This window comes from Bradyrhizobium macuxiense (genome assembly GCF_007993935.1).
Classification (GTDB): domain Bacteria; phylum Pseudomonadota; class Alphaproteobacteria; order Rhizobiales; family Xanthobacteraceae; genus Bradyrhizobium; species Bradyrhizobium macuxiense_A.
Genome location: NZ_VITY01000007.1, coordinates 67,060 through 90,683 on the forward strand (window position 1 = coordinate 67,060; position 23,624 = coordinate 90,683).

Sequence of the window (23,624 nt, forward strand, 5' to 3'; positions counted from 1 at the left end):
GGAAAGACGGCGGTGTCGGAACTAGTTGGAGACTGGGCCCGACGTGCGGACGGTCAGGCCGTCGCCGCTTCGGCTGATCTCCAATGCGTCTGCCTGGTTCGGAGTCGAGAGCAGGGCGCGCTGACCGGGCGCAAGCACCGATACGAAGCGGATCGGCGTCCCGGCCGCGCCCTCTGCCAGCGTGGTCACGACGCGATATCCATCGCGCTCGACGGTGTAGTAGACGATGCCGGCGAGGTCGCCGAGACGAACGCTTTGACCTTCGATCGGCCTGAGCGTGCTTGCGTGCGCGGCGCCCAGCGAGGCCAGGCTAAAGGTGGCGGCGAGAATTGTGCTGCGGATCGACATGGGATCCTCCGTTGGCTTGGGGTGAACTTGGGCGGCGGGCGGTGGCCCGTCTGCTCCCTTGCCGAAGGAGATGGTCAGGCTATGATCATCGATCAAAGAGATGAGATCGATAATGGCCATCGATACCGTTAATTTAGGTCGTATCGACTTGAATCTGCTGGTTCATCTCGATGCGCTGCTGACCGAACGAAGCGTCACGAAGGCGGCGGCCTGCGTCGGGATTGGCCAATCCGCGATGAGCCACAACCTTGCCCGCTTGCGCGAGCTGTTCGGTGACGAGCTGCTCACGCGGGGGGCCGACGGCATGCGCCTCACCCCGCGCGCGGCGGCCCTGCGCGAGCCGGTGCGGAGCGCGCTTGCTCAGGTCGAGGCGGTGGTGCTGCGCGATCAGGCCTTCGATCCGGCCACAGCGGTGCGGACGTTCAGGCTCGGACTATCCGACAGCATGGAAATTTTGATCATGCCGGCTCTGCTGGCGCGCATGCGCCAGATCGCACCTGGCGTTCACTTCCGGCTTTATAATGTTGATTCGTCCCGGCTGCTTGATGACCTCGACGCCGATGAGCTGGATCTCGCAGTCGCCCATGGGCCGCTCCCGCAGGGACAATTGCATCACAAGCGGCGCACGCTGTTGACCGAGCGCTTCGTGTGCATGTTCAATGCCGAGAAGACTGGTATCACGCCTCCGATCTCGCTTGAGGACTACGTCCGGCTTCCGCACGTGCTGACCAGCCTGCGGCCTGCCCGCAGCGTGCGCGGCATCGTCGACGAAGCGCTCGACAAGCTCGGCCTGCAGCGCACGGTTGCGCTCACCACGCCGCGTTTCCTCACCGTCCCGCACCTGGTGGCGCAGGCGCCCGTCATCGTCACCATGGGAGCACGACTGGCCACGCGCTTCTCCGCTGAGCTCGGGCTCAGCCTCAGCCCGCCGCCGGTGGAGCTGAGCGAGATGCCGGCGACGTTGTTGTGGCACGCCTCCTACGATCACGATCCCGCCCATGCCTGGCTGCGAAACCAGGTGGTCCAGCTGGCAGCCGAACTGTGAGCCCGCGCGCTGCGTGCCCTGCGATCGGTGTCACCTGGCTGTTCCGCCCACCACAGGAAAGCCGCGAACGATGCGAATGCCGTCGTCGTAACAAGCGTCGGGTGGCGGGTAGTAATGCTCGATGATGATGAGCGGCTGGCCGCATCGGCACCGTGTATCCGGCTTGATATGGCCCGCCTTGTCGATCTGGCACCATTCACGGCGGTCGGGAAATGCCGCCCAGGCCGCGCCGTTCCGAAAGCTGTCCACCGCGTCGAACTGCGGTGCGATGACGAATTTTCCGGTCGGATCGATGAAGCCCCATTTGCTGGTGCTGTCGTCGAACCGCGCGGCAAGCCCTTCGGACCAGTACGGACGTTGCGGAAGATGTCGTGTCAGGATATCGGGATTTTTCGCCAACTCGGCGACGAGGGCCTTGTCGAGTGTCCTGTAGCCTGCCTCGAGCTCGATGCCGTATTCCCCCGTACCGCTGATGAACGTGCCCCTCGCGAGCTTCAGCGGGCCCAGCAGAAATGATCCATCTTCCCCGATGACGGCCCAAAGTCCGTGATCGCGGATCGATGCAATCCCGCCGTGAAATGCGTCGGCCTGATCGAAATAGCGGTCCGCGAGCAGTTTGCCGTCGATCGAGATGAAGCCCCATTTGGCGTCGTGCTGGACGATCGAAGGTGCGTCGCAAGCGAGCTGTACGTACTGGAACGGGATGTCGGGCGCAGGCCGGTCGTCGGCCGCCAAGATCGTCAGGTGTCCCTGCTCGAAGCGCAGGTGGCGACCGTCAGGGCACCTCTGATCGTCGGCGCCGAGCAACCTTGTACCGGCCTGATCGAAATAGAGCGGCTTGTCGTTCACGGTCGCGCCGAGCTTGCTGTTGGATATCGAAGGTTGGGCGGCTGCATCGCTGAGGATGTTTCCGTCGCGGTCGATCCGTCCTTCACGTCCGGCCAGCCGATAGGGCGACCAGCCGTCGCGAAAATAGCCGAGCCAATCGAATTTCAGAGCTACGACGATCTCTCCCCTGCCGTTGACAGCGCCCCAGCGATTGCCGCGGCGCACGATGGCGCGATCCTGGCCCCGCTGAATCTGTTGCACATGATCGAAAAGCTCACCGTTGACCGGGATTCCATTCAGGCCCATCAACTGCCATCGGGCATCAGCATGCGTACCGTCCGCCGCCCAGAACAATCCGGTCAGGTCGTGCGACAGCAAGCTCACCTGCGTGAATGTGGGCCGCACGATCCAATTGCCGCCGCGGGCGACGATGCCCCAGCGCTTGCCGGGCGCATGAGCGATCGAGTACGCGTCGAGCCAGGCGAAGCTTCCGCCCATCCTGACGTAAGGGGGCTCCGCGGCAAGGAAAGCATCCTGGGAGAGGCGGACGATCGCTCCGTGCTCTACCGGCACGACCGATCCGCCATTCTCGTCGATCACGCCCAGTCGACCCTCAACGAGCGCCAACGCCAGACCATGATCCAGCTTGCTCAGCGAATCGTAGACTGGAGCGATTGCGTAGCGCCCCGTCGCGTCGATCATGCCGTACTTTCCGGCGCCGCGAACCAGCGCCCGATCGGCGACGAAGCGATCGCCCCAATCAAACTGTGGGGCGATGACGGTGGTGCCATGGCGGTCGATATAGCCGCATCGGGCGGCGGCAAATCGACATGTCGGGATCAGTGCGTCGCCTTCCTTGCGCGCCAGGTTCTCCAGCGTGTCTGCTTCCGCCTCCGAACCGATGGTGGCAGGCAAAGGCGCGGATGATTGTCCAGCGACGTTTTGCGCCGTGGCAATCAGGATGACGGCGCAAGCGAACAGACGGAAGCAGGTGTTCACAGGCAGAGCTCCATTGCAGCACGTTCGAAGCCGCGGCTCGATTTCGGGGAGTCTAACTTATCGCTCGGTGTGGTGAGAGCTGTTCGGGTGTCGTGCTGAATGGTCAGTTACTTCATGGCGCGAACAAGGCATGGCGGTGCGGCGTCGCGGTCGACCCACGGGCCGCGCCACATCCGCTGTCGTCCCTGCGAAAGCAGGGACCTATAACCACGAACGGTTATTGTTGAGCTACGTCGGAACGACGAGTCCCGTTCACAACCCCCGCCGCGGAGTATGGGTCCCTGCTTTCGCAGGGACGACACCGGTCATGGGGGTGCGCTCGAGCGCCTCAATCCCGATACGACGGATCCGCCCGGTCGAGCTTGCGCAGCAGCGCCGGCCAGGCAAGCTCGCCGTTGCGCGCGGCGCGGCCGGGCTTGGGCAGCATCCGCTCATAGGTATCTTCGAGGATGTTTTGCGGCGGATAGACCAGCTTGGTGTTGCAGGACAGCGCCATCACCTGGGTCTGGCAGGCGCGCTCGAGACGGAACAGCACGTTGAAGGCGGCGGGCACGGTGCGGCCGACCACCAGCAGACCGTGGTTGCGCAGGATCATCGCCTCGTTGTCGCCGAGGTCGCGGACCAGCCGCTCGCGTTCGTCGACATTATCGGCGATGCCTTCGAAGTCATGATAGGCGATGTGCAGGAAGCGCATCGAGGTCTGCGCCAGCGGCAGCAGGCCGCATTCCATTGCCGAGACCGCCATGCCGGCGGGCGTATGGGTGTGCGCGACGCAGTCCATGTCGTGCTTGGCCATGTGGATGGCGCTGTGAATGACGAAGCCGGCGACGTTGACGTCATAGTCGGTTGCGTTGAGCAGCGTGTTGCCCTCGACGTCGACCTTGATCAGGCTCGAGGCGTCGATCTCCTCATAGAGCATGCCGTAGGCGTTGATCAGGAATTGGTCGGTGGTGCCGGGCACGCGGCAGGAGATGTGGTTCGCGATCATCTCGGTCATGCCGTACGTCGCGGTGAGACGATAGCAGGCGGCCAGATCGACGCGGGCCTGCCACTCCTCGGCGCTCACCTGCTCGCGGACGGATTTGACCACCTTGATCGCGGGCGAGCTGACGGGGGGATTCATGGCGTTCTCTCCTTGAGATGTCTGCGAGGCCGGGGCCCGATTGTTGGCCTGGAACATAGCAGAATCCGCGCGGTGGCAAGCCGTGACGCGTCTGCGTATTTGCAGGTCTGGCGGGTAAAAACCGAATGCGGATTGGCGCGCGGCGGCTTCGATGCCACTATGCGGAAAACAGCCGAGGCGCATCAAAATGAGCGATCGCAAGATACGTATCGCCGTCCTGCATTTCTCCCACGAAACCGTCTCGTTCCTGCCGAACGAGACCACGCTCGACGACTTCATCTATCCGGGCTCGCCGGCCAAGGGCGAGGCGCTGCTGCAGTTCGATCCCAAGAACTACATGGGCGGCTTCGTGCAGGTGGCGCGCGAATTCTCCGAGGTCGAACTGGTCGGCATCGAATCCCCGCTCTGGCCGAAGACCTACACCGGATCGGGCTGGATCACCCAGGAAGCCTACCGGACCTTCACCGGCAAGATGATTGCCGGGCTCAAGGAGGAGGGGCCGTTCGACGGCGTCTATCTGTGCCTGCATGGCGCCATGGCCGTGCGCGACGTGCCGCGGCCGGAGGCCGATCTGGCGCGGCAGGTGCGCGAGGTGATCGGCCGCTCGGCGTTCATCGCCGCAACCTTCGATCCTCACGGCAACGAGGACGAGGCGTTCCTTGAACAGGCGGACATGGCGTTCGCCGTCAAATATTTCCCGCATTATGATGCGCATCTGCAGGGCGAGCGCGCGGCGCGCATGCTGGTGCGGGCGATCCGCGGCGACTACCGGCCGGCGCACAAGACGATCAAGGTTCCCGTGATCTCGCCCGGCGTGCTGCAATGGACCGGGGCGCGTCCCTGGATGGATCTCGTGCAGCGCGCGCTGGTGTGGGAGGCCCGCGAGGTCGACGTCTACGTCAACATTTTCTTCGGCTTCCCGTTCGCCGACGTACCGGATGTCGGCATGACCGTGCAGGTCCTGACCAACGACAACCCGAAGGTCGCCGAGCAGATCGCGCGCGATCTCGCCGGCACGATCTGGCGGCTGCGCGAGGCCCTGCTGCAATCGACGAAACTCCACAGCATCACCGAGGGCGTTGCGCTGGCGAAGCAGGCCGTCGCTGACCGCAACACGCCGGTGGTGCTTGCCGATCACAGCGACCGGTCGGGATCGTCGACCTGGCTGCTGCGCGAGATCATCGCGCAGGACCTCGCCAACACCGTGATTGCAACCATTGCCGATGCCAAAGCGACGGCAAGCCTGAAGGCGGCCGGCGCCAAGGCCGGCGATGCCTTCGACATGGAGATCGGTGGCGGCGCCGACGAGTCGGCGGGCGATCCGGTTCGGATGCAAGGCACCATCTCGGCTGCGGGCGAGGGCTACGGCCAGTTCTGGGTCTGCGTGCGCTTCGGCCGCAACAATGTGCTGATACTCTCCACCTATCTGGTGCAGATCATGGAGCCGTTCTCGCTGAAGGCGCTGGTGCCCGACATCGGCAGCTTTGAGGTGATGGCGATCAAGTCGCGGGTACATTTCCGGCGCGGCTTCGACGACAATGGCTTTGCCAAGACGATCCTGCTGGTCGAGCCGGAGCAACCGTTCCTCGGCACGACGCGTCTCGACAAGTTGCCGTACAGGAATGTCGACCTGACGCGGTACTATCCGTACGGCAATCCGACGTTTCCGGAGGCATCGTCATGACCGGGGGGCGCTATCGCCTGATCGGTTCGACCGCGTCGCCCTATGCGATCAAGCTGCGCGCACTGATGCGCTACCGGCGGATCCCGCACGACTGGGTGATCATGAGCAAGGCGCTGCGCGCGGCGACCGCGCATCTGAAGCCGATGCTGATCCCGGTGCTGCAATATCCCGACGGCAGCTATCGCGGTGAGACCACGACGCTCGCCTATGATCTGGAAGCGCGCCACCAGGGGCGCTCGGTGATCCCCGAGGACAAGGCGGTCGCATTCGTCTGCGATCTGCTCGAGGACCTCGCCGATGAATGGGCGGTGAAGCCGTTGTTTCTCTATCGCTGGTGGGATCCGGAAGACCAGGCCTACGTCTCGCGCTGGGCGGGCGAGGAATGGTCGACGTCGGAAGCCGAGGCCGGCAGCCGGGAGGAGATCGAGGAGTTCCGGCAGCGGCAGATTTCGCGCATGAGCATTCTCGGTGCGACGGACGAGAATAGGCCGCTGCTCGAGGAGAGCTATCGGCGGACGCTGGCGGCGTTCGAGCCGCATGTCGGCATGACGAATTATCTGTTCGGCAGCCGGCCGTCGCTGGCGGACTTCGCCTGGTTCGGACAACTCAGCGAGATGGCGACCGACCCGACCCCGATGCGGATCATGCGCGAGCACGCGCCGTTCACCGATCACTGGGTGCGGCGGCTCGACGACGCATCCGGTGTCGAGGGCGCCTGGTATTCGCGCGAGCAGGCGCTTGGCGGGTTCGCTGAAGCATTGCTGCGGATCGCGGGCGAACTCTATCTGCCGTTCCTCGCCGCCAATGCGGATGCATTCGCGAAAGGCCTCGCTCGCCTCGAGATCAACGTCTGGGGACTGCCTTACGCGCTGGCGCCGTTCAAATATCAGGTCAAGTGCCTGCAGCAGTTGCGCAAGAAGTTCGCCGCGCTCGGTGCCGGCGATCGCATTGCGTTGAAGCCCGTCCTGGAGCGCACGGGGTGCTGGGCCGTCCTGAATGGAGGCTGATCGATCCGGGAAGGCAAGCAGGTTCAAATCAGCGTGAGCTTAGGTCCGGTGCCTGCTCCCGAGTGCTGCGGCGATCGTCTCCGGATTCTTGATCCGCTCGATCAGCAGGTCGATGCGGTCGCCGCCCCAGAACAGTTCCCCGTTGAACACCATGCTGGGGACGCCGAACACGCCAAGCGCTTCGGCCTCGTCGATGATGCGATCGTGTTCGGCGCGGGCAGGGCCGTGAACATAGGTCTCGAACGCCTCAGCGGAACCACCGATCGCGGCAATCACGCCGGCAATCTCCGGCAGCTCGTCGATCTCGAGCTCATGGTTCCAGAACTTCCGGAACACCGTGTCATGGTAGGGCCGGAACAGCCCGTGCCGCTGCGCGAACAGCATGCCGGCGCTGGCGTAGAAGGCGTCGTAGATCCGGCGCGGGCCCTTCATAGTGAGTCCCTGCGCGTTGGCGAACCGCCGCGCGTCCATGTAGGCGTAGCGCACCTTGCGCCAGAAGTGCGGCGTGCGCTCTTCCACCGTGCCCATGAACTCGGGAATGCGCAGCGTGTAGGGCAGCCATTCCAGTTCGACGCCGTAGGTTTCCTCGAGCTCGAACAGCCGCTTGTTGGCAACATAGGCGTAGGGAGACTTGTAGTCGGTGTAGATTCGGACCTTCGGCTTTTCCATCATCGTTCCTCTCCCCGTCAGAACGATTGTTCCTGATCGCAGGCGGTGGCGCAATGCGGCGTGACGACGGGGAGATCGCAGGCAAACGAACGGGCCCCGGTGCAGTCAAGCATCGCGGGGCCCTGCTACTTCGTTTTAGCGAAGGATCTCTGGTGTAGACCAGTGGTGTTTCGGGACCTAAAAGCGCTTGGCCTTTGCGCTCTCGTCCTGCGGATATGTACAGATTGTCGGCAGTGCACGCAGCTAGCAGCTGCTGTTCGCCTCACGTGCACCGAGACCTTGCCGCTGAGCAAGGTCGCTGGCTTTCGCCGGTGGCGTCATGCTCCTCTCCAAGGGTGGGCCGACGGACCTCTGTCCGCTTCTGCTGCCTGGCGGCCGATCCCATAATCGTCCGTCAATTCCTGCGACGCGAGGAGCAGGCGCTCCAGCACCCCTACAGGTGCAGTCACGGAAATGCTGCGGCAGTTATGGCCTGCTGTCAAGTTAACGAACAAGGGAATTCAGGTCAGGAATCCTGTCGCGCCTTGGTCTTTCGATACTGTGTGAAGTCGGGATCGTGCGTCATCTTCCAGTAGTCGACGAATCGCCACGGCATTGCTGAGAACACACGACCGCGGCTGTTGCGGTAGTAGGTCGTCATGCCCGGATGCGTCCAGATCAACCGCTCATGCTCGGCATCGACGTTGCGGATGTATTCGTCATGCGCGTCGGGATCGACGTCGATCGCAGCGATGTCGTTCTCGATCATCTCGACCAGGCAAGCGGAGATATAGCGGCTCTGACATTCCGACTGGAAGATCACGCTGCCGCCATGCGCAGGTCCCGAGTTGGGCCCGAGCATCAGAAAGAGGTTGGGGAAGTCAGGCACGGTGAGACCGAGATAGGCGGTCGGATTGTCATGACTCCAGACCTGCTTCAGGTTCTTTCCCTCGCGCCCGGTGATGTTGAGACGCGCCGCCATCTCGGAGACCTTGAAGCCGGTCGAGATCACGATGACGTCGTGCTGCCGCGATATGCCGTCGACCGTGACGATGCTGTCAGCCGCGAAATGATCGATCTTGTCGGTGACCAGCTCGACATTCGGCTTGGTCAGCGTCTTGAACCAGTTGTTGTCGAGCAGGATGCGCTTGCCGTAGGGCGGATAGGTCGGCATGCACTTCTCGATCAGATCGGGACGATTCTTCAGCTCGGAGAGAATGAACTCGGCCAGCTCCTGGCGATGCCGGTCGTTGCCTTTGTTGACGGCGCGCTCGGGATGCGGCCAGGCCGGATCCTTGCGCAGGAACGGCAGCAGCCCGTCGCCGTAGCGCCAGAACATGTTGAAGCGATACCACTGCACATAGAATGGCAGATGCGCCAGCAGCCACTGCGCGCCGTCGGTGATCGGATCGGAATAGCCCTTCACCGGCCGCGCCCACTGCGCGGTGCGCTGGTAGACGGTGACGGAGGCGACGCGGTCGGCGATCGACGGCACCAGTTGCATCGCGGTCGCGCCGGTGCCGATCACGGCGACATGCTTGCCGTCGAGTTTGATGTCGTCGGACCACAGCGCCGAATGAACCTTGAGGCCGGCGAAATCCTCGTCGCCGTCGAAACGGGCGGGCAGGGGATCATTGAGTTGCCCGATCGCGCTGACCAGCGCGGTCGACTCGAAGGTCGCTTCGCCGTCCGCGGTCCTCAGCGTCGAGACCCAGCGCCGCTTGGCGTCGTCCCAGCGCGAAGCGACGAGCTCGGTCGAGAGGCGGACGTGTCTGCGGATATCGTGTTCGCGCACGACGTTGAGCAGATAGTCCAGCAGCTCTTGGCGCTGTGCGAAGTAGCGGGTCCACGGATTGCGGGCGCCGAAGGAGAACGAATAGGAGTGGTTCGGCGTATCGACGCCGCAGCCGGGATAACGGTTGACGTACCAGGTGCCGCCGATCTCGTCCTGCTTCTCGACGATCGTGTAGGGAATGCCGAGCCGCCCGAGCGCAACGCCGAGCGCGATCGCGCAGACCCCGGCGCCGACGATCAGGACATGCTGCTGCACCAGCTTCTCGCCGGACGGGCGCTCGCGCCAGCGCGCCTCGCGGGGAACGAAGCCCATCTCCTCCCGCATCAGCGGGGCATATTCGGGCGCGACGTTCTCGCCGAGCGTTGCGCGCATCATCCGCAGCATCAGCTCATCGCCGGGATCGGTGATGACGGGCTTTGGCGTCCCGTTCGCGAACAGGTTCAGGGCCGCCGCGCGGATCTCGTCCTGGATCTCCTTCGGCACGCCGGCGTCGGGATCGGGGATCAGGCGGACGTCGCGCTTCGGCTTGTAGGGCGGCTCGAGCCACTTCTCGTCGCCGGTCATGTGCACCAGCACCATCAGCAGCACGCGGATGTCGCCTTCGGCGATGGCGGAGGACAGGTCGAGGTGTTGGCGCGGAAGCTCGATATTCATGCGTTGTCCTCAGCTCCGTGGTGCGTCCGGCAAACCGCCATAGGCGGCCCAGGTGGTGCCCGCGATGTAGCCGGCATCGACCGGCAGGTTGATGCCGGTCACGCCGCTGCTCTGCGGTGAGAGCAGCCAGGCGATCGCCTGCGCCACTTCCATCGGCTCGACCAGCCGGTTCATTGCGGTGGGGCGTGCCAGCAGATCCTTGTTCAGGGCGCCTGACGCGATGCCGGCCTCGAGCGCCGCCGTGCGGGTGAAGCCGGGCGATACCGCGTTGACGCGCACGCCGCTACGTCCCCATTCGGCGGCGAGCGTCTGCGTGATCTGGATGACGCCGGCCTTCGCCGCGGTATAGGCGTGGATCGGGCCCGACGTCATGCCGGCCACGGAAGCGACGTTGACGATTGCGCCGTGCTGCCGCCGCTTCGCCATCCCGATGCCGACGCTGCGCGCGACCAGGAAGGTGCCGCGCAGGTCGATATTGACCTCGCGGTCCCATTGCTCCATCCGCACCCGGTCGATCGTGTGCATCTTGCCGAACACACCGGCCGCGTTGACGAGGCCCGTGATCGGGCCGTGCGCCTTCTCGATATCGGCAATGCCGGCGACGACAGCGGCTTCGCTTGCGACGTCGAACGGCGCCGGCCAGAGGATGGCGTTCGTGCCGACCAGCGGTTCGGGCGCGATGTCAACGATGACGACGCGGTGCCCTTGATTGGCAAGCAGCGTCGCGGTCGCCGCGCCGATGCCGCGGCTGCCGCCGGTGATGAGGATGGTGCCGTCAACGCTCATCGCTTCTTCCCTACGTTGCTGTTGAACAGGCCATGCGTGACCAGCTTCTGATAGGCCGTGATCACATAGTCGGGCACGGCGGTGACGCCTTGCTCGGAATAGGAATAGCGCCGGCTGAGATAGCCGCGCGCGCCCATCAGGACCTGGACGATGGCCTCGAATTCCTCGTCGCTGAAGGTGTTGGTGGCGCCGGCCGCGCGTGCACGCTGGAGGATCCGGACATAGGCGTTCGAGATGTTGTCAAAATGCTTCTGGTAGCCGGTCGGTGCGAAGAACTCGGCCTCGTTGAGGATGCGGAGAAACTCCGGCACCTCGCGGATGAAATCGAAGAAGGCGCTGAAGCGCTCGATCTCCTGCCGGGCCTCGCTGGCGGTGCCGGTGCGCGCATGGATGAAGCGGACCATGTCGAGGCCGATCTTCGGCAGCAGCTGATCGAGCAGCTCCTGCCGGTTCTCGAAATGATTGTAGAAGGTGCCCTGCGCGACGCCGGCGGCCTCGGTGATGCGGGCGACCGAGGCTTCGGCATAGCCATATTTGCCGACGATCTTGGTCGCGGCGTCGAAGATCTTCTGCTTGGTCCAAGCGTTGCGCTCGACCCGGTTGAGCTTTGTCACCTTGGCAGGTGTCGCTTGTGTCATGCGGAGGCCTCGAGTTCGGCGCGGAGCACGCGTTTGAGCACCTTGCCGGATGGATTGCGCGGCAGGCTGTCGCGGATGATGAGTTGCCTCGGCACTTTGAAGGCAGCCAGCCGCGCGCGGCAGAAGTCGGTGAGATCAGGGAGATCGAGCCTTGCGTCGTCCGCCAGCACCACGATGGCGACCGGCTTCTCGCCCCAGCGGTCGTCCCGCAGGCCGATCACCGCGACCTCGCGCACCCCGGGGATTTCGTAGATGACGCGCTCGACCTCGGAGGAGGCGATGTTCTCGCCGCCGGAGATGATCATGTCCTTCTTGCGGTCGGTCAGATAGAGGAAGCCGTCGTCGTCGAGATAGCCGATGTCGCCGGTGCGGAACCAGTCGCCGAAGAAGGCGGACGCGGTCTTCTCGGGATCCTTCCAGTAGCCCTGCGTCACCTTCGGGCCGCGCAGGCAGATCTCGCCATCCTGGCCCGCGGGCAGGCGCTTGCCGGTGTCGTCGCGGATATCGATCTCGACATGGGCGATGGCGCGGCCGGTCGAGCCGATCTTCTCGATCTCCCGGCCGGCGTCCATGAAGGTGTCGCCGCCGCAGCTTTCGGTGAGGCCGTAGGCATCGATGTAGCGCGCATTCCTGAAATAGTCGGAGAAGGCGCGGATGCGAACCTCCGGCGTCTTCTCGCCGCCGCCGATCGCCCATCGCAGGCTGGAGACATCGTAGCGCTCGCGATTCGGGCAGGTGAGGAGGGCCGTGGTCATGACCGGCGCGAACCATGCCGCGTTCAGCTTCTCGCGCTCGATCGCGGCAAGCGCCGGCTCGGGCTCGAAGCTGCGGTGAATGCACAGCATGCCGCCGTGCCAGAGCACGGCGATGCCGGGCAGATCGAGCGCGCCGACATGATAGAGCGGGCCGACGACGAGCAGCCGGGTGTCGGCGTTCAATCCGAGCACCAGGGTCTGGTCGGCGGATTTCCAGTAGATGTTCTCGTAAGTGAGCATCACCCCCTTGGGACGATCGGTCGTGCCTGAGGTGTACATCAGCCGCATCAGGTCGCTCGGCTGGCGCACATGCATCGGCGCCGGCGCGATGTCGGGCGCAAGGTTGGTGACGCTGGATTGCGCGACTTCACCCAACGGCACCACCGGCGCGTCGCCGGTCGCAATCGCAGCAAATTCCTCGTCGGCGACAAGCAGGCGCGCGCCGGAATTGCCGACGATGTAGCTGACCTCATCGGCCGATAGGCGATAATTGATCGGCAGGAACACCGCGCCGATATGGCTGGCCGCAAACACCAGCTCGAGAAAGGCGGTGCTGTTCTTCATCAAAACGGCGACGACATCGCCGGGCGCAATCCCGTGCATCGCGAGCCAGCTGCCGACCTGGCGGATCCGCAGGTCAAAATCCGCATAGGAGATGTCTTCGCCGCGATATTTCAGCGCACAGCGGTCCGGCGTCCGCCTGGCATGAAATGCGATGAAGCTGGAAAGATTGATCATTTGCCGCTCGTCGGGCCAACTCCGGCGCCGTTTTCTCCCTTGATGAACTATGAGTCGTAATTCATATTTGGCTTGACGTCACCCCCCTTGCTCTGAAAACATCATGGCCATGGAGACGAAACGATCTCCGCAAGGGATTTTTGGGAACGCGAACCCGACAGGGAGGGGAGTATGACGAGGACCCGGAAACCGGGCATCAGCCGGCGCTCGACGCTTGCGCTGATGGGCGCCGGTGCGGTGACCTTTGCCGCGCCATGGGTGGCGCGCGCGCAGGCGAAGACGATCAAGATCGGCATGCCGACGATTCTGTCGGGTCGCGTCGCGCAGCTCGGCACATCCTCGCGCAACGCGGTGATGCTGGAAGTCGAGAAGGTCAATGCCGCCGGCGGCCTTGCCGGGCGGCAGATCGAGATGGTGATCCGCGACTCCAAGGGACAGCCGCAGGAAGCCGCGCGTATCGCGCGCGAGCTCGTCAACACCGACGGCTGCGAGATGCTGCTCGACGGTGAGGCATCGTCGGGATCGTTCGCGGTTCACGAGGTGGCGCGCGACCTCGGCGTGCTCTGCATCCACACCTGCTCGGAAGCGTCGTCGCTGACGGCCGATCCGAAGCAGCACATACCAAACGCCTTCCGTTGCGTCCGGCAGGGTATTCATGACTCGATCGTCGGCGCCGGCTACGCGGCAGGGATCGCCAAGGCCAAGGGGCTGAAGAAATGGGCGACCTGTTCGCCCGACTATGCCTATGGCCGCGACACCACCGGCGAGTTCGTGCTGTACCTGAAGAAATTCGCGCCTGACGTCGAGGTCATCAGCGAGTCCTGGCCAAAACTGTTCCAGCCCGACTACACCGAGGTGGTGACCAAGATCCTGCAGGCGAAGCCGCAGGCGCTCTATTCCTGCCTGTGGGGCGGCGATCTCACCTCCTATATCGACCAGGCCAATATCTACGCGCTGTTCACCCAGATGGAGGTGTTCGCGGTCAACATGGCCGACTACACCGCGCTCACGGTGGTGAAGAACCTGCCGAAGGGCATCCACTCCGGCGACCGCTACATCAAGACGTTCCCGGCGACGCCGGAGAATGCCGCCTGGGGCGATGCCTACAAGGCGAAGTACAACGAGTACCCGACCAACTGGTCCTGGCAGAACGCGACGGCGGTCATGTTCCTCAACGAAGCCGTCAAGAAGGCGAACTCGACCGACGGCAAGAAGGTCGCGGAAGTCCTCACCGGGCTCACCATCAAGTGCCCGTTCGGCGCCGATGGCACCGTCACGATGCGGGCGGACGACCACACGCTGGTCGGCTACGCGATCGGCTGGGGCACCACGATCCCGCAGGAGCCCTATGTGCCTGATGTGAAGGCCGGTGACTGGAAGACCATCTTCGAACTCGAAGCCGAGTGGAAGAAGAGCAAGGGCTACACCTGATCCACATGTCAGACGGAGAGGGCCGCAAGCCGTCTCCGCCTTTCATCTGATGTTTGTCGCGCGCCGGCGTTGCGGCCCGCCGTAATGGATGATTCCCGTGGACCTCGACGCGCTCGCCAGTTGCCTCGCCAGCCCTGCCTGCCTGGTGACGCAGACCACCAGCGGCCTGATCATCGGCATGCTGCTGTTTCTCGTCGCCGTCGGGCTGACGCTGATCTTCGGCGTGCTCAAGGTGGTCAATTTCAGCCACGGCGCCTTCTATATGTTCGGCGCCTATTTCGCGATGACGGTCTATCAGCTCACCGGCAGCTTTGCGCTGGCGATCCTGGCGGGCGCCGCCGGCACCGCGATCCTCGGCCTGATCTTCGAGCGCGTGTTCATGAGCCGGGTCTACGGCCGCGACGTGCTGATGCAGCTCCTGGTCTGCTATGCCTTCGTGCTGATCTTCGATGACGTCGTCCGCATGATCTGGGGACCTGAATTCAAGTCGATGGGCATGCCGGCTGCGTTCCAGGTGCCGCCGCTGTTCATCGCCGGCGGCGTGGTGCCGCCTTATTACTTGCTGCTGATCGGCGTGGCACTGGCTGCCGCCGTCGTTCTCGGACTGGGGCTGGCGCGCTCCCGGATCGGCAAGGTGATCCGCGCGGCCGCACAGAATCCGGGAATGGTGTCGGCGCTTGGCATCAACACCGGGCTTATCTATGGCGGCGTGTTCGCGCTCGGCGGCATGCTGGCGGGGCTCGCGGGAGCGCTGGCCGCGCCGGTGCGCTCGCTGACACCGGGCATGGGTTTCTCGGTTCTGATCGAGTCCTTCATCGTCACCGTGATCGGCGGCATGGGCTCGATCCTGGGGGCGCTGATCGGCGCGCTCCTGATCGGCCTGATCCGCTCGTTCGGATCGCTCGGCTTCCCGCTGTTCACCGAGGGACTGATGTATCTCTTCATGGTGATCGTGCTGGTGTCGCGTCCGACCGGCCTGTTCGGCAAGGAGGTCGCATGACCGAGTTGCAGGCCGGGCAGGGCGCGCAAACCTTGGCGCCTCCCCGGATCGACGCCAGACCGCAGCGCTATCGCGATGTGCTGATCGCGCTGGTGGCGTTTGCCTTGCTGGCACTGCTGCCGTTCATCTTTGGCAGCAAGCAGCTGCTCGATTTCGTGATCCGCTGCGCGGCCTACGGATTATTCGCAACTTCGCTCAATCTCCTGGTCGGATATACTGGACTGATCTCCTTCGGCCACGGCATGTTCTTTGGCCTCGGCGCCTATGGTTTCGGCCTGATGATGCAGAAGACCGGCGTGCCGATTCCAGTGGCCTTCGTCGCCACCCTGGCGATCACCTGCGTCGTCGCCGTCGTGATCGGCGCGATCTGCGTACGGCTGAAGGAGATCTATTTCGCCTTCGTCACGCTGGCGTTCCAGATGCTGATCCATTCGACGATCCTGTCGTGGCAGTCGCTGACCGGCGGTGACCAGGGCCTGCGTGGTGGCATTCCGCGGCCGCCGTTTCTCGGCATCGACCTCTCCAACCATCTGCATCTCTACATCACGAGCTGCGCGCTGCTGGTGATCGGGCTGTTCCTGATGCGCCAGATCGCGCAGTCGCCGTTCGGCTACACGCTGCGCATGATTCGCGACAACGCCACCCGGGCGAGCTTCATCGGCATCGACGTCTGGCGCGCGAAGTTGACGATCTTCGTGCTGGCGGCGTTGTTCGCCGCGACCGGCGGCATGATCATGGCGCTGTTCGTCTCCGGCGCCTATCCCGAATTCGCCTATTGGACGATCTCGGGCGAGGGCATCTTCATCAACATGCTCGGCGGCGTGACCACCTTCCTTGGGCCGATGGTCGGCACGGTATTGCTGCTGATCCTCAATGATACCGTCACCCGCCTGACCGAGTATCACGGCATCGTGCTCGGCGTCGTGATCCTGTTCTTTGCCATCGGCCTGCGAAAGGGCCTGATGGATTTTGTCGTCGAATGGTTCGCGCAGCGTCGCGGCGAGGCGAGCGGTTAGCCATGCTGGAGATTCGCGCCCTCTCGAAATCCTTTGGCGGCGTCAGGGCGACCGACAACGTCTCGCTCGACTTCGCCGACGGTTCGCTGACCGCCGTGATCGGCCCCAATGGCGCCGGCAAGAGCACTTTCTTCAACCTGATCACGGGCGCGCTGCGGCCGGACGCTGGGCAGATTTTGCTCAATGGCGTCGACATGGCGGGCCGGGCGCCGCCGGAGATCGTGCGCCACGGCATTGGCCGCGCCTTTCAGGTCGCGAGCATCTTCCCGTCGCTGACGGTCGAGGAGACGATGCTGGCCGCGGTCTGCGCCGATCAGCGCCGAGCCGGCGTGATGCATCGGCGCTTTCCATTGGCCGAGACGCGCGACCGCGCCGAGCATGCAATGGAGCTGCTCGGCCTTGCCAGCAAGCGCAACAGGACCGCGGCGACGCTGTCGCATGGCGACCAGAAGCTGCTTGATATCGCGCTGGCGCTGGTGCTCGAGCCCAAGGTGCTGCTGCTGGACGAGCCGACCGCGGGCATGGGCACCGAAGAGCGCTGGCGCATGATCGACAAGGTGCGCGAGCTCTGGGAGAAGCAGAAGATCACCGTCGTGTTCATCGAGCACGACATGGACATCGTGTTCAAGATCGCGCCGCGGATCGTCGTGCTGTGTTACGGCCGGATTCTGGCGACCGGGACGCCGGATGCGATCCGGAGGAACGAAGCCGTCATCGAAGCCTATCTTGGCAGCGACGACCATGCGGGAGCGGTGGCATGAGCGCGCAGCCGGTGGTGCAGGTCGAGGACCTCGACGTCTACTATGGCACCAGCCAGATTCTGTTCGGCGTTGGTCTCTCGGTGCGCAAGGGCGAGACCATGGCGCTGCTCGGCCGCAACGGCGCCGGCAAGTCGACCACCATGAAGGCGATCATGGGGCTGGCGCCCGCACGGCGCGGCACGGTGAGCTTGCGCGGTCAGGTGGTGTCCGGAATGCGGCCGCATCGCATCGCGCGGGCCGGGCTCGGCTTCGTGCCGGAGGACCGCCAGATCTTTCCCGAGCATACGGTCGAGGACAATCTGGTGATCGGCCAGAAGAAGGGGCCCGATGGCGAGGACGAGTGGTCGATCCGCCGCGTCTATGACGTGTTTCCGCTGCTGGAGCCGTTGCGGCACCGGATCGCAGGCCGGCTCTCCGGCGGCGAACAGCAGATGCTGGCGATCGCCCGTACGCTGATGGGCAACCCGGTGCTGCTGCTGCTGGACGAGCCGAGCGAGGGACTGGCGCCGATCATCGTGCAACGCATCGGCGAGCTGCTGCGGCAGCTCCGCGGCACCGGTGCCACAGTATTGATCGCCGAGCAGAACATGCATTTTTGCCTTGGCCTTGCGAGCCACGCGACGGTTATCGACAAGGGACAGATCGTCTACACATCCTCGATCGAAGAGCTGAAGGCCAACGACAACATCCGGCAGCGCTATCTGGCGCTGTAGGGCCCTTCGAAACTAACGGGGAGGACAGATGGCGGGCGAACGCAAGCTGACGCCGACGCACGAGGCGCCGTATCGCGGGCTGAAAGTGCTCGATTTCGGGCAGGGGATCGCTTCGCCCTATTGCGCGATGCTGCTCGGGGTCTATGGCGCCGACGTCATCAAGGTGGAGCCGCCGGAAGGCGACTGGTCGCGCTATCTCGGCACGACCTATGGCAATCACACGACCTTGTCGGCGGTCTACAACCGCGGCAAGCGCAGCCTTTGCCTCGACATGAAGCACAAGGACGGCATCGCGATCGCGCAGCGATTGGCGCTCGAGGCTGATGTGCTGATTGAAGGGTTCCGCCCTGGTGTCGCCGAGCGGCTCGGGCTCGGCTACGAGAGCCTGTCGCGCGACAATTCAGGCCTCGTCTATCTCTCGGTCAGCGGCTTTGGGCAAAGCGGGCCGTACTCAAAGCGGCCCGGCTCGGATTCGGTGGCGCAGGCGTTTTCGGGACTGGTCTCGGTCAATGTCGGCGCCGATGGCGTGCCGCACCGGGTCGGCACTACGATCTCCGACGTGGTCACCGGCGTTTATGCGTTCCAGGCCATCGCGACGACCCTTTTCGCGCGCGCGACGGTCGGCACCGGCCGCTGGATCGACGTCAATCTCTGCCAGTCGACGTCAGCGCTGCTCGGGCACAAGGTCGCCGAGTTCATCCTGGAGGGCGGCGCGCCGCGCGCGCTCAATGTACCAGCCGGCACCTACCAGACGCAGGACGGCTGGATGATGGTGACGCTTGTGAACGAGCCGCAGTACAAGCGGCTCTGCGGCGCGATCGGCCGCGAGGACCTCGCCAGCGATCCGCGGTTTGCCGACTTTGCGCGGCGTGCGGACGCGGCCGACACGTTGATCCCGCAGCTGCGCGAGGTGTTCCTGATGCAGCCGACCAATGCCTGGCTCACGGCGCTGCACGCGGCCGATATTATCGCGGAGCGGATCCTCAATCCCGGCGAATGGCTGCGCAATCCCCATGTCGAGGCGACCAGGGCGTCGGTCCGCCAGGATACGCCGGGCGTTGGTGCGGTCTATTCGCCGCGGACGCCGGGGATCGCGAGCCTGTCCGAGGACGATCTTTGTCCCGCGCCGGACGTTGGACAGGATAGCCTGAGGATATTGACAGAGGCTGGATTTGGTCCTGCCGAGATCGATGGCTTCTTGCTGTCGGGCGCGGTGCGGCAAGCCAGGCGATGACGGGAGCCAAGACAACATGAGCACTGACCTCGTTCGTTACTCAGTCACTGAGCAAATTGCCGAAATCGTGCTGGATCGCGCGCCGGTCAATGCGCTCAGCATCCCCTTGATCGACGCGTTGCTGGCGGCGCTGGCAAAGGCGCGCGATGATGACGCGGTGCGGGCCGTCATCATCAGCAGCGCCCACAAGGTGTTCTGCGCCGGGCTCGACCTCGACATCGTCAGGGGCAAGCCCGCGATCGAGACCAAAACATTCCTCGAGCGGCTGTATTTCGCGCTGAACGATACGCAGTACCGCATGGGCAAGCCGACCATTGCCGCGATCGACGGCGCGGTGCGGGCCGGCGGCATGACGATTGCGATCTCCTGCGACATGATCATTGCGGGCGATAGCTCGACCTTCGGCTATCCCGAGATCGACGTCGGCCTGATCCCGGCGATCCATTTCGTGCAGTTGCCGCGGCTCGTCGGAAAGCACCAGGCGTTCGGCCCGCTGTTCCTCGGCGAGCCCTTCGATGCCGCAACCGCCTATCGCATGGGGCTGCTTAGCGAAGTGGTGCCGAAAGGCGCGGCACTCGAGCGGGCTCGCGAGATCGCACGGAAGCTCGCCGCGAAGTCGCCGATCGTGATGAAGATCGGCCGCGACGCCTTCATGCGGGCGGTCGATGCCGATTTCCGCCGCTCGGTGGAGAACACGGCGGAAAGTTTCGTGGTGGTCGCCTCGACGGAAGACTGCCAGGAAGGGCTGAATGCGTTCGTTGAAAAGCGGGCGCCCAACTACAAGGGACGGTAAATGGCTGGATTGTATTTCGAAGAGTTCGAGGTCGGCCGGGAATTTCACCACGAGTTCAGCCGGACCGTGACTGAAATGGACAACACCATGTTCAGCCTGCTGACCATGAACCCGCAGCCGCTGCATCTCGACGCGCATTTCTCCGAGAAGACGGAATTCGGCCAGCGGCTGTTCAACAGCCTCTATACGCTCGGCATCATGATCGGGATGAGCGTGTATGATACGACGCTGGGCACGACGGTCGGCAATCTCGGCATGACCGACGTCAAGTTTCCGAAGCCGGTGTTTCATGGCGATACCTTGAAAGCGCATACCAAGATCATCGGCAAGCGCGCCAGCAAGTCGCGGCCGACTCAGGGCATCGTCGAGTTCGAGCACACCATGACCAATCAGCGGGGCGAGGTGGTGGCGAGCTGCCGCCGCACCGGGCTGATGCACTGCAAGCCGAAGGCGTAAGTGATGCGATCGTTCCTGTTCGTTCCCGGCGACAGCACCCGGAAATATGAAAGCGCCAAGAAGACCGCGGCCGATGCATTGATCCTCGACCTCGAGGATTCCATTGCGCCGGAGCAGAAGGTCGTCGCGCGCGGGATCACGCGCGCAATGCTCGATGCGCGCAATCCGGAGCAGAAGCTCTATATCCGCGTCAACGCCCTCGACACCGACCTGACGCTCGGCGACCTCGCCGCCGTGATGGCCGGCAAGCCCGATGGCATCGTGCTGCCGAAATGCGCCGGCGCCGCCGACGTCAACAAGCTGGCGCTGTATCTGGATGCATTCGAGGCCGCCTCGGGTATCGCGCAGGGTACCACGCGCATCGTCACGGTCGCGACCGAGACGGCGCGGGCAGTGCTGAAGATCCTCGATTTCGAGAATATGAGCCCGCGGCTGTGGGGCATGATGTGGGGTGCGGAAGACCTCGCGGCTTCGCTCGGTGCGACCCGCAACCGTACCGACGGCCGCTATCACTCGCCTTTCATCCTGGCTCGCGATCTCTGCCTGATCGGCGCGGCCGCGGCCGGCGTCGTTGCGATCGACACCATCGCCACCGACATCAACGATCTCGATGCACTGAAGGCAGAGGCGATCGCCGCGCGGCAGGACGGCTTTCTGGCCAAGGCCGTGATCCATCCCAAGCACGTCGACGTCGTCAACGCGGCCTTCATGCCGACGGATGAGGAGATCGCGTGGTCTGAGCGCGTGATTGCCGCATTTGCCGACAACCCATCCGGTGTCGCCAAGATGGACGGCAAGATGCTGGACAAGCCGCATTTGCGCGCTGCCGAGAAGATCCTGGCGTCGCGCAGGAAATAGTCAGCGGTTCGGTTCGATCAGCGCGCCCTCCTTGAGGAGGGCCGCAATTTCCGCATCCGCAAGTCCTGCCTCGCGCAGGATCTCCCGGCCGTGCTCGCCGAGGTTCGGCGGATAGGTCCGGATCGACGGCGGCGTCCGGCTCCAGGTTGCGGCTGGTCCGGCGACCCGCAGCGTGCCTTCGGTCGGATGCTCCAGTGATTGAACAAGCCCGACGGCAGCCAGATGCGGATCGTCGATCAGGCTGTCGAGGTCGTGCAGCGGCGCGTGCGGGATGTCGGCCTCGTCGAAGAAGCGCATCCATTCGGCTGTGCCGCGGGTCTGCATCACCTGCGAGAACCAGTCGTAGACGAAATCGTAGTTCCGCGTTCGCGCCGAAATGCTGTTCAGCCGCGGGTCGCGGTCGGCTTCATTGGCGAGCCCGATCTTGGCGAAAAACGCGTTCCACTGCTTGTCGGAGTAGACCAGCGCGCAGATATAGCCGTCGCTGGTTTGATAGGGACGGCGGTCCGGCGACAGCAGCCGGGAGTAGCCGGGCGGTCCGATCGGCGGCTCGAAGCTGCGGCCGGCCATGTGATCGCCGAGCACGAACTGCGCCATGGTCTCGAACATCGGGATTTCGATTGCCTGGCCTTCGCCGGTGCGCTCGCGGTGGAACAGCGCTGCCAGGATGGCGTGGACCGCGTTGAGGCCGACGATGCGGTCGGCCATTGTGGCTGGCGAGTAGCGCGGCTCGCCGGTGATCTGGCCGGTCAGCGTCGGCAGCGCCGTCAGTCCCTGGATCAGGTCGTCATAGGCGGGCCGGCCTGCATAGGGGCCGGTCTCGCCGAAGCCGTGCAGGCTAGCATAGACCAGCCGCGGGTTGACGGCGAGCAGATCGTCGGCGCCAAGCTTCAGCCGCGCCATCGCCGCGGGCCGGACGTTGTGGACGAACACGTCGGCGTCCGCGGCAAGCCGCAGCAGGGCCGCACGGCCGCCTGTCTTCTTCAGGTCAAGCACGATCGAGCGCTTGTTGCGGTTGCCCTGCAAGTACATCGCGCCCATGCCTGGATGGCGCATCGGGGCCGCGTGGCGCATCACGTCGCCATCCGGGCTCTCGACCTTGATCACGTCGGCGCCGTAGTCGCCGAGGATCATGGTCGCGTAGGGCCCCATCATGACGCTGGTGAGGTCGATGATCCTGACACCGGCGAGCGGGCCCGCCGGCGCTGATGGTTCGTCTCTCGTCGGTGCCGGGCTCAATGGGTGGCGGCCAGTGCTTCGGTGAAGGCCTTGAAGACGTCGGTGCCCGGCTTGCCGCGCTTGTCGACGTCCTTCACCCAATCCTGCGCCACCGACTTGAAGGCGGTATCGAACACCTTCTTGTCGTCGGCGCTGAAGTTGATGACCTTCATGCCCTGCGACTTGATCTTGTCGGCCGCGGCCTTCTCGCCGTCCTCGAACCGCTTGCAGGCCTCGCGCGTGGTCTGCTCGCCGGCCTCGATTAGCGCCTTGCGCACGTTCTCGGGCAGCGACTTGAACTTCAGCTCGCCGATCGAATAGGTGAAGATCGCGGTGCCGAAGTTCAGCCCCTCGGTACCCGACTTCAGGATCTTGCCGAAGTCGTAGGACGCCGAGCTCTGGTAGGAGAAGATCAGCCCGTCGAGCGTGCCGCGGGTCAGCGATTCATAGATTTCCGGCGCGGCCATCCGCACCGGCACGCCGCCGATCGAGCGCATCATGAGGTCCATCGCGCCGCCGGTAGTGCGGATCTTCAGGCCTTCAAGGTCCTTTGCCGTCTTCACATCGCGGCTGGTCGCAAGCTGGACCTGGTAGGCCGGCAGCGCGAGCGTCACCAGCGGCCGGAGCTGGTTGGGCGCGAATTCCTTGGTCTCCAGGATGCCGCCATTGTGCGAGATCTTGTAGAAGGCGAGGGAGCCTTGGCATTCGCTGTCGAAGATGCCGGGCAGTTCGGCGACGGCCGTTAGCGGAAACTTGTCCGACGAATAGGACGGCACGATGTAGGACACATCGGCGACGCCGAGCGCGGTGAGCTGCGCCATGTCCTTGGCCTTGCCGAGCTGCTCGGCGGGGAAGTGCTGGAACGTGACCTGGCCGTTGGTCAGCTTGGTGACGAGCTCGGAAAACGGCTTGCCGACGAGTTCATGGATGACGTGGCCGGAGGGCAGGCTGTCGGCAAGTCGCAGGGTGATCTTCTCCTGGGTGAAGCCCGAGGATGCGGAAGCCGCCAGCAGGGCCGTGCCGAGAGCTGCGCCGACGAGGAAACGGGAATACAAATTCATCATAGTCTCCCAGAGATGGCCGTCTCGACCGACGG

The 23,624-nt window shown here is 64.3% G+C and carries 22 protein-coding genes; 12 read left to right on the forward strand and 10 right to left on the reverse strand.

Annotation, left to right across the window (positions count from 1 at the left end):
• Positions 1 to 21 precede the first annotated feature (21 nt).
• A complete protein-coding gene (locus FBZ93_RS19355; protein ID WP_246667559.1) occupies positions 22 to 468 on the reverse strand; it encodes a hypothetical protein in 447 nt (148 codons plus the stop codon).
• Here FBZ93_RS19355 and FBZ93_RS19360 point away from each other — a divergent pair.
• Positions 461 to 1,393, forward strand: a complete 933-nt coding sequence (locus FBZ93_RS19360) for a LysR family transcriptional regulator (RefSeq protein ID WP_146987556.1) — start codon at positions 461 to 463, stop codon at positions 1,391 to 1,393. The two genes, FBZ93_RS19355 and FBZ93_RS19360, sit on opposite strands and share 8 nt — an antisense overlap.
• Before the next feature lie 30 nt (positions 1,394 to 1,423).
• On the opposite strand, the gene FBZ93_RS19365 is transcribed toward FBZ93_RS19360, so the two are convergent.
• Positions 1,424 to 3,220: a WG repeat-containing protein gene (locus FBZ93_RS19365; RefSeq protein ID WP_146987557.1), complete on the reverse strand. Its 1,797-nt coding sequence runs from the start codon at positions 3,218 to 3,220 to the stop codon at positions 1,424 to 1,426.
• 328 nt (positions 3,221 to 3,548) lie between these two features.
• Positions 3,549 to 4,343 (reverse strand): class II aldolase/adducin family protein, encoded by a 795-nt coding sequence (locus FBZ93_RS19370; protein WP_146987558.1) that lies wholly within the window; start codon positions 4,341 to 4,343, stop codon positions 3,549 to 3,551.
• A 187-nt stretch (positions 4,344 to 4,530) separates the two neighbouring features.
• Here FBZ93_RS19370 and FBZ93_RS19375 point away from each other — a divergent pair, with 187 nt between their 5' ends.
• Positions 4,531 to 6,027, forward strand: a complete 1,497-nt coding sequence (locus FBZ93_RS19375) for a M81 family metallopeptidase (protein ID WP_146987559.1) — start codon at positions 4,531 to 4,533, stop codon at positions 6,025 to 6,027.
• Positions 6,024 to 7,034 (forward strand): glutathione S-transferase N-terminal domain-containing protein, encoded by a 1,011-nt coding sequence (locus FBZ93_RS19380; protein WP_146987560.1) that lies wholly within the window; start codon positions 6,024 to 6,026, stop codon positions 7,032 to 7,034. Before FBZ93_RS19375 ends, FBZ93_RS19380 begins: the two co-directional genes overlap by 4 nt.
• A gap of 39 nt (positions 7,035 to 7,073) precedes the next feature.
• On the opposite strand, the gene FBZ93_RS19385 is transcribed toward FBZ93_RS19380, so the two are convergent.
• The 5 genes from FBZ93_RS19385 to FBZ93_RS19405 form a co-directional block, all read right to left on the reverse strand.
• On the reverse strand, positions 7,074 to 7,703 hold the full coding sequence (locus FBZ93_RS19385) for a 2-hydroxychromene-2-carboxylate isomerase (protein WP_146988114.1): 630 nt from the start codon (positions 7,701 to 7,703) through the stop codon (positions 7,074 to 7,076).
• Positions 7,704 to 8,208: 505 nt separating this feature from the next.
• Complete coding sequence (locus FBZ93_RS19390; RefSeq protein WP_146987561.1) at positions 8,209 to 10,131, reverse strand: flavin-containing monooxygenase; 1,923 nt, start codon at positions 10,129 to 10,131, stop codon at positions 8,209 to 8,211.
• Positions 10,132 to 10,140: 9 nt separating this feature from the next.
• A complete protein-coding gene (locus FBZ93_RS19395) occupies positions 10,141 to 10,917 on the reverse strand; it encodes an SDR family NAD(P)-dependent oxidoreductase (protein WP_146987562.1) in 777 nt (258 codons plus the stop codon).
• Complete coding sequence (locus tag FBZ93_RS19400) at positions 10,914 to 11,555, reverse strand: TetR/AcrR family transcriptional regulator (RefSeq protein WP_146987563.1); 642 nt, start codon at positions 11,553 to 11,555, stop codon at positions 10,914 to 10,916. The genes FBZ93_RS19395 and FBZ93_RS19400 overlap by 4 nt, the downstream gene beginning before the upstream one ends.
• A complete protein-coding gene (locus tag FBZ93_RS19405; RefSeq protein ID WP_146987564.1) occupies positions 11,552 to 13,048 on the reverse strand; it encodes an AMP-binding protein in 1,497 nt (498 codons plus the stop codon). Before FBZ93_RS19405 ends, FBZ93_RS19400 begins: the two co-directional genes overlap by 4 nt.
• A 171-nt stretch (positions 13,049 to 13,219) precedes the next feature.
• Between FBZ93_RS19405 and FBZ93_RS19410 the strand changes: the two genes are divergently transcribed.
• The 9 genes from FBZ93_RS19410 (at position 13,220) to FBZ93_RS19450 (ending at position 21,310) form a co-directional block, all read left to right on the forward strand.
• Positions 13,220 to 14,479 (forward strand): ABC transporter substrate-binding protein, encoded by a 1,260-nt coding sequence (locus FBZ93_RS19410; protein ID WP_146987565.1) that lies wholly within the window; start codon positions 13,220 to 13,222, stop codon positions 14,477 to 14,479.
• A gap of 97 nt (positions 14,480 to 14,576) precedes the next feature.
• The gene (locus FBZ93_RS19415) at positions 14,577 to 15,479 is read left to right on the forward strand and encodes a branched-chain amino acid ABC transporter permease (RefSeq protein WP_146987566.1); all 903 of its coding nucleotides are present in this window, start codon (positions 14,577 to 14,579) and stop codon (positions 15,477 to 15,479) included.
• A complete protein-coding gene (locus FBZ93_RS19420) occupies positions 15,476 to 16,495 on the forward strand; it encodes a branched-chain amino acid ABC transporter permease (protein ID WP_146987567.1) in 1,020 nt (339 codons plus the stop codon). The genes FBZ93_RS19415 and FBZ93_RS19420 overlap by 4 nt, the downstream gene beginning before the upstream one ends.
• Before the next feature lie 2 nt (positions 16,496 to 16,497).
• A complete protein-coding gene (locus tag FBZ93_RS19425) occupies positions 16,498 to 17,256 on the forward strand; it encodes an ABC transporter ATP-binding protein (RefSeq protein ID WP_146987568.1) in 759 nt (252 codons plus the stop codon).
• Positions 17,253 to 17,969, forward strand: a complete 717-nt coding sequence (locus FBZ93_RS19430) for an ABC transporter ATP-binding protein (RefSeq protein WP_146987570.1) — start codon at positions 17,253 to 17,255, stop codon at positions 17,967 to 17,969. Before FBZ93_RS19425 ends, FBZ93_RS19430 begins: the two co-directional genes overlap by 4 nt.
• Before the next feature lie 28 nt (positions 17,970 to 17,997).
• On the forward strand, positions 17,998 to 19,203 hold the full coding sequence (locus FBZ93_RS19435; protein ID WP_146987572.1) for a CaiB/BaiF CoA transferase family protein: 1,206 nt from the start codon (positions 17,998 to 18,000) through the stop codon (positions 19,201 to 19,203).
• Positions 19,204 to 19,219: 16 nt separating this feature from the next.
• The gene (locus tag FBZ93_RS19440; RefSeq protein ID WP_146987574.1) at positions 19,220 to 19,996 is read left to right on the forward strand and encodes an enoyl-CoA hydratase/isomerase family protein; all 777 of its coding nucleotides are present in this window, start codon (positions 19,220 to 19,222) and stop codon (positions 19,994 to 19,996) included.
• The gene (locus FBZ93_RS19445) at positions 19,997 to 20,452 is read left to right on the forward strand and encodes a MaoC family dehydratase (protein WP_024582047.1); all 456 of its coding nucleotides are present in this window, start codon (positions 19,997 to 19,999) and stop codon (positions 20,450 to 20,452) included.
• A 3-nt stretch (positions 20,453 to 20,455) separates the two neighbouring features.
• Positions 20,456 to 21,310 carry an HpcH/HpaI aldolase/citrate lyase family protein gene (locus FBZ93_RS19450; RefSeq protein ID WP_146988116.1) on the forward strand — a complete coding sequence of 285 codons (855 nt, stop codon included), beginning with the start codon at positions 20,456 to 20,458 and terminating at the stop codon, positions 21,308 to 21,310.
• On the opposite strand, the gene FBZ93_RS19455 is transcribed toward FBZ93_RS19450, so the two are convergent.
• Together FBZ93_RS19455 and dctP are read right to left on the reverse strand one after the other, a co-directional pair.
• Positions 21,311 to 22,549, reverse strand: a complete 1,239-nt coding sequence (locus FBZ93_RS19455; RefSeq protein WP_146987576.1) for a CaiB/BaiF CoA transferase family protein — start codon at positions 22,547 to 22,549, stop codon at positions 21,311 to 21,313.
• The gene (gene dctP, locus FBZ93_RS19460; protein ID WP_167529112.1) at positions 22,546 to 23,589 is read right to left on the reverse strand and encodes a TRAP transporter substrate-binding protein DctP; all 1,044 of its coding nucleotides are present in this window, start codon (positions 23,587 to 23,589) and stop codon (positions 22,546 to 22,548) included. Before dctP ends, FBZ93_RS19455 begins: the two co-directional genes overlap by 4 nt.
• Positions 23,590 to 23,624: the final 35 nt, after the last annotated feature.

What these genes read in the sequence shown, in the direction of transcription:
- FBZ93_RS19435 (WP_146987572.1), top strand. Translation starts at nt 17,998, where the DNA reads ATGGCGGGCGAACGCAAGCTGACGCCGACGCACGAGGCGCCGTATCGC.
- FBZ93_RS19395 (WP_146987562.1), bottom strand. Translation starts at nt 10,917, where the DNA reads ATGAGCGTTGACGGCACCATCCTCATCACCGGCGGCAGCCGCGGCATC.
- FBZ93_RS19375 (WP_146987559.1), top strand. Translation starts at nt 4,531, where the DNA reads ATGAGCGATCGCAAGATACGTATCGCCGTCCTGCATTTCTCCCACGAA.
- FBZ93_RS19420 (WP_146987567.1), top strand. Translation starts at nt 15,476, where the DNA reads ATGACCGAGTTGCAGGCCGGGCAGGGCGCGCAAACCTTGGCGCCTCCC.
- FBZ93_RS19410 (WP_146987565.1), top strand. Translation starts at nt 13,220, where the DNA reads ATGACGAGGACCCGGAAACCGGGCATCAGCCGGCGCTCGACGCTTGCG.
- dctP (WP_167529112.1), bottom strand. Translation starts at nt 23,589, where the DNA reads ATGAATTTGTATTCCCGTTTCCTCGTCGGCGCAGCTCTCGGCACGGCC.
- FBZ93_RS19385 (WP_146988114.1), bottom strand. Translation starts at nt 7,703, where the DNA reads ATGGAAAAGCCGAAGGTCCGAATCTACACCGACTACAAGTCTCCCTAC.
- FBZ93_RS19450 (WP_146988116.1), top strand. Translation starts at nt 20,456, where the DNA reads ATGCGATCGTTCCTGTTCGTTCCCGGCGACAGCACCCGGAAATATGAA.
- FBZ93_RS19405 (WP_146987564.1), bottom strand. Translation starts at nt 13,048, where the DNA reads ATGATCAATCTTTCCAGCTTCATCGCATTTCATGCCAGGCGGACGCCG.
- FBZ93_RS19370 (WP_146987558.1), bottom strand. Translation starts at nt 4,343, where the DNA reads ATGAATCCCCCCGTCAGCTCGCCCGCGATCAAGGTGGTCAAATCCGTC.
- FBZ93_RS19360 (WP_146987556.1), top strand. Translation starts at nt 461, where the DNA reads ATGGCCATCGATACCGTTAATTTAGGTCGTATCGACTTGAATCTGCTG.
- FBZ93_RS19425 (WP_146987568.1), top strand. Translation starts at nt 16,498, where the DNA reads ATGCTGGAGATTCGCGCCCTCTCGAAATCCTTTGGCGGCGTCAGGGCG.
- FBZ93_RS19445 (WP_024582047.1), top strand. Translation starts at nt 19,997, where the DNA reads ATGGCTGGATTGTATTTCGAAGAGTTCGAGGTCGGCCGGGAATTTCAC.
- FBZ93_RS19355 (WP_246667559.1), bottom strand. Translation starts at nt 468, where the DNA reads ATGGCCATTATCGATCTCATCTCTTTGATCGATGATCATAGCCTGACC.
- FBZ93_RS19380 (WP_146987560.1), top strand. Translation starts at nt 6,024, where the DNA reads ATGACCGGGGGGCGCTATCGCCTGATCGGTTCGACCGCGTCGCCCTAT.
- FBZ93_RS19430 (WP_146987570.1), top strand. Translation starts at nt 17,253, where the DNA reads ATGAGCGCGCAGCCGGTGGTGCAGGTCGAGGACCTCGACGTCTACTAT.
- FBZ93_RS19440 (WP_146987574.1), top strand. Translation starts at nt 19,220, where the DNA reads ATGAGCACTGACCTCGTTCGTTACTCAGTCACTGAGCAAATTGCCGAA.
- FBZ93_RS19400 (WP_146987563.1), bottom strand. Translation starts at nt 11,555, where the DNA reads ATGACACAAGCGACACCTGCCAAGGTGACAAAGCTCAACCGGGTCGAG.
- FBZ93_RS19390 (WP_146987561.1), bottom strand. Translation starts at nt 10,131, where the DNA reads ATGAATATCGAGCTTCCGCGCCAACACCTCGACCTGTCCTCCGCCATC.